This window comes from Amycolatopsis silviterrae, from assembly GCF_042684085.1.
Taxonomy (GTDB): Bacteria; Actinomycetota; Actinomycetes; order Mycobacteriales; family Pseudonocardiaceae; genus Amycolatopsis; species Amycolatopsis silviterrae.
Genome location: NZ_JBHUKS010000027.1, coordinates 436,786 through 449,820 on the forward strand (window position 1 = coordinate 436,786; position 13,035 = coordinate 449,820).

15 protein-coding genes are annotated in these 13,035 nt (G+C 69.9%); 6 read left to right on the plus strand and 9 right to left on the minus strand.

Translation table 11 applies throughout. The features are described 5' to 3' along the window. The first annotated feature begins 85 nt into the window (after positions 1–85). Positions 86–850 (plus strand): sulfite exporter TauE/SafE family protein, encoded by a 765-nt coding sequence (locus ACFSVL_RS35725; RefSeq protein ID WP_378310761.1) that lies wholly within the window; start codon positions 86–88, stop codon positions 848–850. Here the strand turns inward: ACFSVL_RS35725 and ACFSVL_RS35730 are convergent. Further along, positions 843–1,199, minus strand: a complete 357-nt coding sequence (locus tag ACFSVL_RS35730) for an ArsC/Spx/MgsR family protein (protein WP_378310763.1) — start codon at positions 1,197–1,199, stop codon at positions 843–845. The two genes, ACFSVL_RS35725 and ACFSVL_RS35730, sit on opposite strands and share 8 nt — an antisense overlap. A 111-nt stretch (positions 1,200–1,310) precedes the next feature. Here ACFSVL_RS35730 and ACFSVL_RS35735 point away from each other — a divergent pair, with 111 nt between their 5' ends. Beyond that, positions 1,311–1,841: a GNAT family N-acetyltransferase gene (locus ACFSVL_RS35735; protein ID WP_378310765.1), complete on the plus strand. Its 531-nt coding sequence runs from the start codon at positions 1,311–1,313 to the stop codon at positions 1,839–1,841. A 343-nt stretch (positions 1,842–2,184) separates the two neighbouring features. Here the strand turns inward: ACFSVL_RS35735 and ACFSVL_RS35740 are convergent, their stop codons facing one another. Beyond that, positions 2,185–2,817: an FMN-dependent NADH-azoreductase gene (locus tag ACFSVL_RS35740; RefSeq protein WP_378310767.1), complete on the minus strand. Its 633-nt coding sequence runs from the start codon at positions 2,815–2,817 to the stop codon at positions 2,185–2,187. A gap of 84 nt (positions 2,818–2,901) precedes the next feature. Here ACFSVL_RS35740 and ACFSVL_RS35745 point away from each other — a divergent pair, with 84 nt between their 5' ends. Next, complete coding sequence (locus tag ACFSVL_RS35745; protein ID WP_378310769.1) at positions 2,902–3,378, plus strand: MarR family winged helix-turn-helix transcriptional regulator; 477 nt, start codon at positions 2,902–2,904, stop codon at positions 3,376–3,378. Positions 3,379–3,394: 16 nt separating this feature from the next. Beyond that, positions 3,395–4,984, plus strand: coding sequence for a non-homologous end-joining DNA ligase LigD (gene ligD / locus ACFSVL_RS35750; RefSeq protein ID WP_378310771.1), 1,590 nt, complete (start codon positions 3,395–3,397; stop codon positions 4,982–4,984). Here ligD and ACFSVL_RS35755 read toward each other — a convergent pair. Together ACFSVL_RS35755 and ACFSVL_RS35760 are read right to left on the minus strand one after the other, a co-directional pair. Next, complete coding sequence (locus tag ACFSVL_RS35755; protein WP_378310772.1) at positions 4,875–6,275, minus strand: MFS transporter; 1,401 nt, start codon at positions 6,273–6,275, stop codon at positions 4,875–4,877. The two genes, ligD and ACFSVL_RS35755, sit on opposite strands and share 110 nt — an antisense overlap. Positions 6,276–6,365: 90 nt before the next feature. Beyond that, a complete protein-coding gene (locus tag ACFSVL_RS35760; protein ID WP_378310774.1) occupies positions 6,366–6,923 on the minus strand; it encodes a helix-turn-helix domain-containing protein in 558 nt (185 codons plus the stop codon). Positions 6,924–6,965: 42 nt separating this feature from the next. Between ACFSVL_RS35760 and ACFSVL_RS35765 the strand changes: the two genes are divergently transcribed. Then, on the plus strand, positions 6,966–7,472 hold the full coding sequence (locus ACFSVL_RS35765; protein WP_378310775.1) for a GNAT family N-acetyltransferase: 507 nt from the start codon (positions 6,966–6,968) through the stop codon (positions 7,470–7,472). 15 nt (positions 7,473–7,487) lie between these two features. Here the strand turns inward: ACFSVL_RS35765 and ACFSVL_RS35770 are convergent, their stop codons facing one another. Genes ACFSVL_RS35770 through ACFSVL_RS35785 form a run of 4 tightly spaced genes read right to left on the minus strand, consistent with a single transcriptional unit; the run spans position 7,488 to position 11,298 of the window. Then, a complete protein-coding gene (locus ACFSVL_RS35770) occupies positions 7,488–8,474 on the minus strand; it encodes a hypothetical protein (RefSeq protein ID WP_378310777.1) in 987 nt (328 codons plus the stop codon). Then, positions 8,471–9,034: a hypothetical protein gene (locus tag ACFSVL_RS35775; RefSeq protein WP_378310779.1), complete on the minus strand. Its 564-nt coding sequence runs from the start codon at positions 9,032–9,034 to the stop codon at positions 8,471–8,473. The genes ACFSVL_RS35770 and ACFSVL_RS35775 overlap by 4 nt, the downstream gene beginning before the upstream one ends. A 48-nt stretch (positions 9,035–9,082) precedes the next feature. After that, a complete protein-coding gene (locus ACFSVL_RS35780) occupies positions 9,083–9,922 on the minus strand; it encodes an MBL fold metallo-hydrolase (RefSeq protein ID WP_378310781.1) in 840 nt (279 codons plus the stop codon). Beyond that, positions 9,919–11,298, minus strand: coding sequence for an APC family permease (locus ACFSVL_RS35785; protein WP_378310783.1), 1,380 nt, complete (start codon positions 11,296–11,298; stop codon positions 9,919–9,921). Before ACFSVL_RS35785 ends, ACFSVL_RS35780 begins: the two co-directional genes overlap by 4 nt. A 178-nt stretch (positions 11,299–11,476) precedes the next feature. Here ACFSVL_RS35785 and kynU point away from each other — a divergent pair, with 178 nt between their 5' ends. Continuing rightward, entirely contained in the window at positions 11,477–12,763 is a 1,287-nt protein-coding gene (kynU, locus tag ACFSVL_RS35790) for a kynureninase (RefSeq protein WP_378310784.1), read from the plus strand. Here kynU and ACFSVL_RS35795 read toward each other — a convergent pair. Next, a complete protein-coding gene (locus ACFSVL_RS35795) occupies positions 12,735–13,034 on the minus strand; it encodes a DUF6204 family protein (RefSeq protein WP_378310786.1) in 300 nt (99 codons plus the stop codon). The genes kynU and ACFSVL_RS35795 overlap by 29 nt on opposite strands. Position 13,035 lies beyond the last annotated feature (1 nt).

Sequence of the window (13,035 nt, forward strand, 5' to 3'; positions counted from 1 at the left end):
CCTCCAGGGTAGGTGTCCGATCCGCGAAAGAACCTGGCGAATCTTCGGATGCGCGCCGCGGCCTCGACGGCCTACCTTGAAGCCAGTGTTGACCTCGATCCTGATTCTTCTGCTCTTCGGCTGCCTCAGCGGCGTGACGACTGTCCTGTTCGGATTCGGCGGCGGATTCGTCACCGTGCCAGTGGTCGCGGCGGTCACGAGCCGCGGCGACGCGATGCATGTCGCCATCGCTACGTCCACCGCGGTGATGGTGGTGAACGCGGTCAGCGCGACCGTCGTGCAAGCGCGGGCCGGACGTCTCCGCCGCGACTACATCTGGCCGCTCGCCGCGTTCGTCGCCGTCGGCGCCGTGGTGGGTTCGGTGGCCGCGACCTACGCGGGCGACGGGCTGTTGCGGATCCTCTTCATCGTCTATCTCGCAGTGACCATTGTGGACAGCCTGGCGCGCGGCGGATTCCTTAAGCCGCAGGGCGAACCCAAGCCGCTGAGCACGTTCACCACGACCGCGGGCGGGGTCGGCATCGGCGCGGTCGCGAGTTTCCTCGGGGTGGGCGGCAGCGTGATGACGGTGCCGTTGTTGCGCCGCAAGGGACTTCCGATGGCGGACGCGGCCGCGATGGCGAACCCGCTGAGCGTGCCGGTCGCGGTCGTGGCGACCGCGGTCTACGCGACGGCGGGCGGCGGGCCGTCGGGCTACCTCGACCCGATCGCCGGCGTGGCGCTGCTGGCCGGTTCGCTGCCGACGATCGCCCTCGTCCGCCGGGTCGCCGACCGGTTGCCGGACAAGGTGCACGCCGTCGCGTACGTGCTCCTGCTGGCGGCGGCGCTGATCGCGGTGGCGGTCAGCTGAGCACCGAGCGGACGGTCTCCTCGTCGCGGGCGACCACCGTGGTGCCGTCGTCGGCGGTGATGATCGGGCGCTGGATCAATTCCGGATGCCCGGCGAGCGCGGCGATCCACCGTGGACGGTCCGCCGGGGTGCGGGACCAGGATTTCAGCTGGAGTTCACCGGCGATTTTCTCGCCGGTGCGGGTGATGTCCCACGGTTCGAGGCCGAGCCGGTCGAGCACCGCGGCGAGTTCGGCCTCGGTCGGCGGCTCCTCCAGATAGCGGCGCACGGTGTACTCCGCGCCCGCCTCGTCGAGCAGCGACACCGCCGAGCGGCACTTGGAACAGCGCGGGTTCACCCAGATCTCCACCCGCGCAGTCTAACCCGCTCCCCCGCCGGGCGGAGTCCTTGGCGGACAAGAGCCTTCGATGCGTCCTGGATCACCATCCCGGACCGGGTGGAACGGGCGTACCGTTTGTACATGACCCTGCCGCTGACCACCGACCGTCTCGTGATCCGGGACTGGACGGCCGACGACGCCGAAGCCGCGTACCAGATTTACGGCTCCTCCGATGTCACGCACTGGCTCACGCCCGCGATGGACCGGGTCGCCGATCCGGCCGCGATGCGGTCGGTGCTGCAGGCGTGGCAGGAGGCGCAGCCGAATCTGATCCCTCCCCGGGGGCGGTGGGCAGTGGAACTTCGGTCGGACGGGCGGGTCATCGGCGGGCTGGGGATCCGGTTGCTGCCGCCGTATCAGGAGGATCTGGAGCTGAGCTGGCAGTTGCGGCCCGAGGAGTGGGGGCACGGGTATGCGGCGGAGGCGGCCCGTGGGTTGATGGAGTGGGCGTTTCGGCAGGACGGGACTGACGAGTTGTTCGCGGTTGCCCGGCCTAGCAACTCGCGGGCTATTGCTACTGCGGAGCGGATTGGGATGCAGTGGGTGGGGGAGACTACCAAGTATTACGAATTGCGGTTGCAGGTTTATCGGGTTCGGCGGGGGGATGTTTGATCTCCCCCGGGTTTAGTGGTTGCGTGGGGCACCCCGAAGCCTGAGTGTGACGACGGTCTGGGGTGGCTTGTCAAGGCGGGAAAGATGCCTTGACAAGCCACCCCAGACCGCGTTTTGGCTTCGTATCGGGGTGCGGGGGTGGTGTGGGTGCCTCGCTGCTTTGGGTGCATCGGCGGCGGTTGGTGGCGGGGCGGTCCGTGAAGGACTCCTTGAGGGAAGCTAAGTCCGTGAAGGGGCCCCTCACAGACCGACCGGACCCACTGGACTCGCCGAACGGCCGTGAGGGGAACCCTGAGGGAATCTGGGGCCGTGAGGGTTCCCCTCACGGAACGAGAAGCGGGGGTCAGTGTGCGGCGGCGGGAGTCCACAGGGAGTCGATTTCCCGTTCCGCCGCGGCCAGGCTTTCCTCTGCGTGCGAACGAAATTCCGCCAGCGCGGGGTTGACGTCCGCCATGGTGAATTCCGCGGTGATGAAGCGTGGTTCCAGGCCGGTCAGGGAAAGGCCGTGCGGGAGCCAGCCTTCGGCGTGGTCCCAGCCTTGGCGAGGGGCACCTTCCCCGTACCCACCGCCGCGGCTGGCCAGCACTAGCAGTTCCCGGCCGGCGCCCAGTACTGACGGGTCGTCGCCAGCGGAGGCGATCAGGCGGTCTACCCAGGCTTTCACCGAGCTGGGCGCGCCGTAGTTGTAGAGCGGCAGGCCGAGCAGCACGGTGTCCGCGGCCAGGACTTCCGCGGCCAGTTCCTCGCCGATCCGGGCGGCTGCGAGCTGGTCTGGGGTGCGTTCGGCGGCGGGGGTGATCCGGGCTGCCCAGGCGAGCGGGTCCAGGTGCGGGATCGGGTTCGCGCCCAGGTCGCGGTAGGTGACCGTGCCGCCGGGGTGGGCGGTTTGCCAGGCCTTGGCGGCCCTGGCGCTGAGTTTGCGGCTCACCGAGCGGTCGCCGTTGATGCTGGAGTCGAGGTGCAGCAAGTGTGCCATGTCGATGACCGTCCGTAGATAGTTTGCGTTGGACAAACCATTTATAGCACGGCAGCGACCCGGCGCGTCTCGTAGACTGGACACATGGCTCCGCTGCCGCTCGTCGCCCAGGCTCCGCGCAGGTCTGGTGCGCTGCTCGAGCACTTCGCGCGCCGGATCCGGCTGCGTGCGGAAAGCGTGCTCGCTCCGTTCGGGCTGCGGCCGCGGCATTTGATCGCGCTCACCGTCCTGCAGACGCGCGGTTCCAGCACCCAGCAGTCCCTCGCGCGGATCCTCGAGATGGACAGCACCAACGTCGTCGGCCTGCTCAACGACCTCGAAGCCGACCAGCTGATCGAGCGGCGGCGGTCGCCGGAGGACCGCAGGCGGCACGTCGTCGAGCTGACCGAGCGCGGGGCGAGCGAGCTGGCGCGGGCGGAGGCGGCGCTCGCGGCGGTCGAGGACGAGGTCTTCGCCGCGCTCGATCCGGACCAGCGCGAGCAGCTCTACAACTTGCTGTTGCAGGCGGCTTCCGGAACGGTCGACAGCAGTTCCTGCACGGAGGAACCTCCGGCCTGCTGACGAGGAGGGGCGGCGAATGGACGGTGCCGCGGAGCGGCTCGCGAAGTACCGCGCGATGCGCAACTTCGCGAAGACCGACGAGCCGTCCGGCGCGAACGTCCCGAAGGAGCCTGGCTACCGCTTCGTCGTGCAGCGGCATCGGGCGCGGCGGCGGCATTACGACTTCCGGCTGGAGCTGGGCGGCGTGCTGGTCAGCTGGGCCGTGCCGAAGGGGCCGACGCTGGACCCGAAGGCGCGGCGGATGGCCGTGCACGTCGAGGATCATCCGCTGGAGTACGCCGATTTCGAGGGCGTGATCCCGCACGGCGAGTACGGCGGCGGCGACGTGATCGTGTGGGATCGCGGACGGTGGGAGCCGGTCGACACCGACGATCCCGAGCAGGCGCTGGCGGACGGGAACCTGCACTTCGATCTGTTCGGCGAGAAGCTGGCCGGGCGCTTCGTGCTGATCCATCCGAAGCGGGACGGCGACGGGAAGCAGTGGTTCCTGCTGCACAAGCAAGACGACCACGCTGCCTCCGGCTGGGACGCCGAGGACCATCCGAAGTCGGTGAAAAGCGGGCTCACCAACGACGAGATCGCCGCCGCGCCGCCCGCGTTGTGGCGGGGCGATCTGCCCGCGGCCGAGGCGGAAGTGCCGGTGCATCCGGTGTTCGCACCGGCGTCCGATGAGGAACTAGCCGAGCTGCGACAGCTCGGCAAGCAGGGTGCCTGGACGGTCGCCGGGCGGCAGCTGAAGGTCACCAACCTCGACAAGACGTTGATTCCCGGCCGCGAGGGCGAAGCGCCGATCACCAAGCGGGAACTGATCGAGTACTACACCCGGATCGCCCCGACGATGCTCCCCTACCTCGCCGGCCGCGCGCTCAACACCAACCGGTTCCCCGGCGGCGTCGGCAAACCCGGGTTCTGGCACAAGGAAGTCCCCGAGCACGCGCCGGAATGGCTGCACCGCTGGCATTACGAGGCGGCCGACCCCGGCGACGTGCAGCACTACCTCGTGCCCTCCGGCGTCGCGGATCTGGCCTGGCTGGCCAATTTCGCCGCGCTGGAACTGCACGCGTGGACGTCGCGCACGTCCGACGTCGAGCATCCGACCTGGCTGCTGTTCGACATCGACCCCGGTGGGGAGACGTCCTTCGACGACGTGCTCGCGCTCGCCCGGCTGCACCGCACCGCGCTCGACCACTTCGGGCTCGTCGGGCGGCCGAAGACCACCGGGCAGCGCGGCATTCAGATCTGGGTGCCGGTCGAGCCGCGGTATACGTACGCCGAGACCCGGGCGTGGGCGGAAACCGTGTCGAAGTCGATCGGCAAGACGGTGCCGGACCTGGTGAGCTGGGCGTGGCAGAAGGACCGGCGCGGCGGGCTGGCCCGGCTCGACTACACGCAGAACGTGCTGAACAAGACCCTCGTCGCGCCGTACAGCGTGCGGCCGAAGCCGGGGGCGCCGGTGTCCGTCCCGCTGGAGTGGGACGAACTCGACGACCCCGGCCTCACTCCGGATCGGTGGACGATCCGGACGGTGCTCGATCGCGTCGCGGCTGTGGGCGATCCGTTCGCGCAGCTGCTCGACGTGCACCAACGCCTGCCGCGGCTGTCGTGAAAATCCCTGCCGCGGCAACGAAAGCGAAACCGATCAGCAGATAGCGCGCGGACATCACCATCGACGGAGCGCCCAGGTTCACCAGCAGACCGGCGATCGAAGCGCCGAACGCGGTCGCCATCGTGAGCACCGTCGCGATCGCGGCCGCCGCTTGCTGACCGCTGGCCATCGCGGCGACCGACAGGTGCGGCATCGCGATGCCGATCCCCGTTCCCCCGGCCAGAAGCACGACCAGCCACGCCAGCACCGAAGCGTTTTCCCGCTGCAGCAAGGCAAGCACGACGAACGCGACCGCCAGCAGCGCCGGGCCGGCCAGGCAGAGCAGCCGGACCCGGCGGGCCGACGAGCTGACGATCTGCCCGGCGGACCAGCCGAACGACAGCGCGGCCGAGAAGAAACCCGCCGCGGCGGGCGGTAATCCGCCGAGATGCTGACCGAACAGAGGCAGGAACGCCTCCACCGAAACCCCGGCCGCGAGACACATGATCGTCAGGTAGATCCACCGCAGCGGCGAGCCGGAATCGTACGTCTCAGCGGGCAGCACCCGTACGGTTGCGCGCTTCTCGACGAGCAGAAACGCCAGCACGAAACCAAAGCCCAGCACGATAAACAACGCCATCGCGACGACGTTCGTCAAGATCCCGGCGACACTCACCGCCCCGACCGCGCCCACCACGGCCACCAGCGCGAAGGTCGGCACCGGAGCCGGCGCGCCGCCGCGCTCGCTGCGAGGAAGCGCCCGCGGCACCAAAGCGGCTATCACCACGGCCGCGACCGCGAGCACGACGAACGCCACCCGCCACGAACCGAATTGCGCGAACAGCCCGCCGAGCGCCGGGCCGACCAGGTTGCCGACGCCGAACATCGCCGAGATCACCGCACTCCCCCGCGCCCACAAGTGCTGCGGCAGCGCCGAATGAATCACCGCGAACCCGAGCCCGGTCAGCAGTCCCGCGCCCAATCCCTGCACCCCGCGCCCGGCCAGCAGCACCGGCATCGCTGGGCTCACCGCACACACCACCGAGCCCGCCGCGAAAACGCCGAACCCGAGGTAGTACGCCGCCGCGTTGCCGAGCCGCGCGAGCGCCCGGCTGACGAACATCGTCGCGACGACCTGCGCGACGAGGAACGCCGTCATGTTCCACGCGTAGAGCCGTTCCCCGCCGATGTCAGCGACCGCGGTCGGCAAAAGGCTTGCCGCCACATAGATGTTGACCGCGCCGACGAGCACCCCGCCGGCCAGCACGACCGTCGTGCTGAAATGCGCGCCCAATTCCCGCCACGAACCCACTCGTTTCTCCTCCCGGATGCCTTTGCGGTCGCATCATGTCCGGGCGGGAGACCCCGGTAATCAGACAAATCAGACGTGACCTGCGTCACGTCAGCGCTTGGTGAGCACCACCAGATAGCGGCACGGCTGGGTCCCGGGGTTCTCGTACGCGCAGTCGACCGGGCGGCCCAGCTGGAGGCAGTCGCCCTCGGCAAGCTCGTGCACCACGTCGCCCTCGTGGAACCGCAACTGGCCGGACAGCACCCAGACCTGATGGTCGGCGAAGGTGTAGGAGCTGGCCGGGAACCCGGCTTTCGCGCCGGGCGGCAGGTCGATCTCGACCAGCTCAGTGGCCCCGTGTCCCGGCGGCGAAACGGCGCGGCGCACGTAGCCGGTGACCGGGTCCTGCCAGGTCGACTGGTCCTCGCGACGGGCGAGGCGGCGGTCGTCGCCCTCCGCGCGGGCGATCAGCTCGGACAGAGTGAGGCCGAGCGCGGTGGCGAGCCGGCTCAGCAGCACGGCCGTCGGCTGTGCTTCGCCGCGTTCGATTTTCCCGATCATGGCACGGGAAACTCCGGAACGTTCGGCGAGCACACCCGCGGACAGCGCACGGTCCTGACGGGCTTCGCGCACCGCCGCGGCGAGCGAGGCGGAGAGGGGATCGGTCACAGAAGTCGACTATAGCAGCGGATCATGTCTACTATCGGGAACATGCTGATCCGACCTGCCGAAGACCGGGACGCCGAGGCGTGCGCGGCGATCTACGCGCCGTACGTCCGGGACACCACGATCTCCTTCGAGACCGAACCGCCGACCCCGGCGGAAATGGCCGCTCGCATCGCGAAGGCGACGAAGTCGCATGCGTGGCTGGTGCTGGAAATCGACGGCGAGGTCGTCGGATACGCCTACGGCAGCCCGTACAAGGAGCGTGCGGCCTACCGCTGGTCGTGCGAGGTGAGTGTGTACCTGGCGCAGGACCGTCGGCGCGCGGGCGGCGGAAAAGCCTTGTATGAAGCCCTTTTCGCCCGGCTGGCCGAGCGCGGCTTCCGGATGGCGGTGGCCGGGATGACACAGCCGAACGAGCCGAGCGTCGGGCTGCACCGGGCGATGGGGTTCGAGCTGGTCGGGACCTGGAAGCGGATCGGGTGGAAGCACGGGGCGTGGCGGGATGTGACGTGGATGCAGCGGGAACTGCTCGTGAGTGGCGATGCCGGTTAGAACCGGCATCGCCACTCACGAGCCCAGGTCGAGTTCCTCGATGTCGTGTTCGAGCCGGGCCCGCCACGACCACTTCGGTTCCGTCCAGTCGGTGTCCGAAGGCGGCGGCTCTCCCAGCGGCAGCGCCTGGTCGACCACGCCGTGCGTCACCCGGTACGCCAGCGCCGACGTCGCCGCGCGGATCCACTTGTCCCCCGCCGCGCCGGACGGCGGCGCGACCCCGAACGCGTGTGTGAACCACACCGGCAGCAGCGCACTGGACCCGATCGCGTCGGTGATCCGCTCGCGCAGCTGGGAATGCAGCTCCTCCCAGTCCCGTTCGCACTTCTCGATCTGCGGCAGCACCCGGGTCCGGGTCACCTCGTCTGCCGCCAGAACCTGGTGCGCCGCTTCGGCATCCTGCTGCGCGGCCGGCAGCTGACGATCCAGCACGCCGCGCCGCCCGGCGACCACTTCGGACAGTCGCGCCTCCGCGTCGTCGCGCTCCGGCGTGCCGCGCTCGGCTTTCGCCAGCACCTCCAGCACGGCGATCAACGCTTCTTCGCTGCGCGCCAACGCTTCCCGTGCCTGCGGCAACCGCGCGACGTCCTCTTCGTACGGCCGGCGCTGGGTCGGCGTGAGCAGCTGCGCGGCCAGGCTGTGCCGCCGTTCCGCCTCGGCGGCGAGCTGCCGGATCCGGGGGCCGACGTCGTCCAGGTCGACCACCGGGACCTTCTCCGACACCCGCACCGCGCGTTCGAGCACCAGCAGCCGCTGCCGGAGCCGTTCGAGCTGGCGGGCCGTGTGGTCCAGCCGGATTTCGTGCCGGGAATGCGTTTCGGTGAACGATTCGACCGTCTCGCGCAGCTCGGAAAGCTCGCGGCCGGTGCGGTTTTCCAGGTCGTCGAAGGTCTCCCGCATCCCGCCGACGGTGTCGGTGAGGGCGAGCAGTTCCGGGTCGTGCTCGACCTCCGGGACCTCGTCGGCCGGGTAGTACTCGGTGTCGCGGTAGTACTCGGTCATCGCGTCTCCTGCACGAGAAACGCCGCGGTCGCCGCCGTCGCGAGCGCGGCCAGGACCACCACGATCGGCTCCGCCGACGGCCCGGCCCCGATGAGCGCGACCGCGGTGAAGACGGCCGCCAGCGCTCCGGCGTACGCGGCGCGCTGCCGACGGGTGACCATCAGCGGCGTCGGCCCGAGCGGCCCGAACGCGATCCGCAGTCCGGCACCCAGCAGCGGCAGCGCGAGCAGCAGCCAGACCGCGTTGAGCGCGCCGAACAGCATCATCGCCCCGCTCACCATCCCGACCGCGACCGGCGCGACCGCCAGGTACAGCGTCGTCCGCTGCGCCTTGCCGCGCTTCGCTTCCAGCCGGGCGAGCCGTACCTGTTCGACGGCGGCGTCGACCTCCTGCTCGGTGTGCAGCAGTGCCTCCGCGCGCTCGACCAGGGAGTCGAGCATCTGCGTGCGTTCGTCCTCCGCCTGGTCCGGCAGCAGCGTCAGACCCGCGCGCAGCTCGCGGCGGAGCGCGGAGGCGCGCGCCATCGCGTGGTCGCGCTGGTCTTCTGCGGGCGTAGTCACCTCGCCACTGTAGGTACGAAACGCACCGAAAACGGGGAACGACGCGACTCAAAGCCGCAACAGGTCCCGGCCGACGACGACCTCGCCGCTGAATCCCTCGGCAGCGTGCTTGGCCCACACCTCGTCCGGAATGTCCGCATCGGTCGGCACGAAATGCGACAGCACAAGGGTCCCGACGCCTGCTTCCTCGGCGAGCGCCCCGACCCGTTCGACGCTCGTGTGGCTCGCGAGCAGGTGGTCGCGCAGCGTCGTGCCGTTGTACCGGCCCACCATCTCGTCCACTGCCGGGACGTACATGACCTCGTGCACCAGCACATCCGCACCGCGCGCGAGCCGGACGAGGTTCTCGCACGGCGCGGTGTCGCCGGAAATCACGATGGACCGGTCCGCGGTGTCGACGCGGTAGGCGAAGGCGTCCACGATCGGCGGGTGGTCCACGCGGGCCGCGGTGATCCGTACGTGCTCGTCCTCGAAAACCACGCCGTCCGCCGCGATTTCGCGTGGATCGAGCAGCTCGTCCAGCGGACGCAGGCCCTCGTCGCCGACCCGGGTGTCGATGTCGAAGCGGTTCATCGCCAGGAAATGCCGGGTCATGTCCGCGAGCGGCGGCGGACCGAACGCCGGGACCCGCCGTTCCAGATTGGCGGCCCAGGCCAGCAGGTAGAGATTGCCGTAGTCGGCGTTGTGGTCGGAATGGTGATGGGTGATGCCGACCGCGCGCAGCGAGTCCAGCAGGATCCCCGCGTGCACCAGCTGCCGGGCCACTCCGTTGCCGCAGTCGAGCACATACGTCGCCCCGTCCACGACGATCGCCTGCGCCGGAGCGCTCCGGGTGCGTTTCGGCGCGGGACCGCCCGCCGTGCCGAGGAGGATGAGCTGCGTGGTCATACGTACTCGCTTTCGAGGTTGAGGGAAGCAGTTCGCGACCGGCGCGCCAGCCATACGCCGAGACCCAGCACGCTCCAGGCGGCCAGCGCGAGCAGCGCGGACAGGGTGATTTGCTTGAGCAGCAGCCAAGTCTGCCCGGCGAGGATCGCGACGCCGAGCACGGACAGCACGACCTGCGTCGCCCGGCGCATCCGGAACGGGGCCGCCGCGTGCAGTTCCGGGCGCAGCCGGCGCAACCGCCACGACGCGATGATCATCAAGGTGAGCATGGGCCCGGTGACGATCGACGTCATGGCCGCGATGTTCGCGACGCTGAAGCCGGCCAGCACCGGGACCACGCCGATCAGGTAGAGCAGCACCAGCAGCCAGTGCGGGGTGCCGAACCTGCGGTTCACCGCGCCGAGCCGGGCGGGCAGCCAGCCGTCGCCGGTCGCGGCGAGCACGGGTTTCGTCGCGGCCAGCAGCAGCGAGTTGATGTGGCCGATCACCGACGCCATCGCCCCGCCGAGGATGAAGAACGCGAACCCGCCCGGGGACAGGATGTGCCGGGCGACGTCGGACATCGGCTTGCCCGCGGACGCCCCCGCGCCGAGCACTCCCACCGAAGGGATCGCCACGATCACGTAGATCACCGCCGCGACGAGCGTGCCGCCGACGACCGACAGCGGGATGTCGCGGCCGGGGCGTTTCATCTCGCCGCCGATGTCGGCGATGAGGAAGGCGCCGGTAGTGGCGAAGGTGAGCATGGCCGCCGCGTTGAGCAATCCGCTGACGCCGTGCGGGGTCAGGTTCCCGAACTCGCTCCACCGCACCTGTCCGATGCCCGCGATCCCGTACAGCAGGAAGGCGGCGAGCATGACGGCCGCGAGCACGATGCCGACTCGGCTGGAGAACGTCGCGCCGGCCAGGTTCGTCAGGAAGAACACCGTGATCAGCGCGATCGCCAGCGGCCGGACCGGAACGCCCGGCACGAGCGCGCTCACGTAATTCGCGCCGGCCAGCGCCATCAGGCTGAGCTGGATGACCGACACCGCGGACAGCCACATCGACGCGAATCCGGCCGCCGGGGAGATCAGCCGCGCGGCGTAGGTGTAGCGGCCGCCGGTCACCGGCATCGCGCTGCCGAGCGACGCGATCGGCAGCGAATAGACGATCACCGCGAGCGCCGCGGCCGCGAAGGCGATCGGCGCGCCTGCCCCGGTCAGCGCGATCGCGGTGCCCATCAACGCGACGACCCCGCCGCCGACGACTTGGTGGAACGAGACTCCGACGGCTTGGAACAGGGAGATGCTTCGCTTGAGGTTCGCGGGCTGAGGTTCGGTCGGCGTCATAAGCACTGCCTCCTGGCCGTTGTCGATCGGCTTGTCGGTCGGCACAGCGTGACCCAATCCGCGAAGGTTCGGAAATGCCGAATGCCCGCCGAGGCATAGCCGTCCGGGAATACCCCGGGATAGCCGGGCGGGCATGGGAACGAGCGAATCAGGCATTGGACGGGCATGTCGCCCGGCAAGAACGATGAGGTGCCCTGCTTCCTCCGACGATCTGGGAGTTCCCATGACGGCCCTCAGCGAGGCAGCCGCCCGCGATCTCGACGCCAAGGACCCGTTGCCGACGTCGCGGGCGCAGTTCCACCTCCCGCCCGCGAACGGCGGCGAGACGGCCTACTTCGCCGGGAACTCCCTTGGCCTGCAGCCGATCGCGACCCGCGCCGCGCTCGACACGGAACTCGCCGACTGGGCCCGGCTCGGCGTCGAAGGGCACAGCGAGGCCCAGCACCCGTGGGTCTCCTACCACGAACTGCTGCGCGATCCGGCGGCTCGGCTCGTCGGCGCACGCCCGGCCGAGGTCGTGATGATGAACTCGCTGACGGTCAACCTGCACCTGATGATGGTCAGCTTCTACCGGCCGACCGCAGAGCGGCACGCGATCCTCATCGAGGACACCGCATTCCCCTCCGACAGCTACGCGGTCCGCAGCCAGGTCGCGTTCCACGGGTACGACCCGGACGAAGCGGTCATCCGGCTTTCGCCGCGTCCCGGGGAATCGACGTTGCGCAGCGAGGACGTCGCCAGCTGGCTCGCCGAGCACGGGCACCGAGTCGCGCTCGTCCTGCTGGGCGGCGTCAATTACTACAGCGGCGAACTGCTCGACATCCCGGCGATCACCCGCGCCGGGCACGCGGCCGGGGCGATCGTGGGCTGGGACCTCGCGCACGCGGCGGGCAATGTGCCGCTGCGACTGCACGACTGGGGCGTCGACTGGGCTGCCTGGTGCACCTACAAGTACCTCAACAGCGGGCCGGGCGCGATCGCCGGCGCCTTCGTGCACGAACGGCATCTCGCGGACCGTTCGCGCCCGAAGCTGGCGGGCTGGTGGAGCACCGACCCGGCCGTCCGGTTCCGGATGCACCCGACCGTCAGCCCGGTCGACACCGCCGACTCCTGGCAGCTGTCGAACCCGCCGATCCTCGCCATGGCGCCGGTGCGAGCCTCGCTGGAAATGTTCGCTGCCGTGGGCATGGACGCCTTGCGCGCCAAGAGCATCCGGCTGACCGGCTACCTCGAAGCGCTGCTCGACGAGACCTGCGCCGGCCGTCCGATCGAGGTGCTCACGCCCCGCGACCCGGACCGCCGGGGAGCGCAGCTTTCCGTGCGGCTGCACGGGTTGGACGCCGACGCGGTCAGCAGCGCACTGCGAACCCGGCACGGCGTCATCGCGGACGCCCGCCGTCCCGACGTGATCCGGCTGGCCCCCGTGCCGATGTACTCGACCTTCCACGATTGCTGGCGCGCCGCGACCGCGCTAGCGGAGGTCACTGGCGCTTCTTCCGCCGGATCTTGATCGCCCGCAGGTCGGTGACCGCGTAGTTCAGGTCCCGGTACGGCAGGCCGTGTTCGGCCAGCGCGGCAGTCGCGCCGTCCTTGGCCGCGCGTTCGTCGTCGTCCGGGCCGGCCGGCACCTGGCAGCGGAAGGTGAACGCCGTCGCGTTGACGTCGTAGCTGAACGTGCCTTCCTCGGTGAACGCGACGTCGGTCTTGCTCGCCAGCGCCGCGCGGGCATTCTCGTCGAGGGCGTCGAACTTGCCGCGGATGATCACGCGGAACGCGTCCATG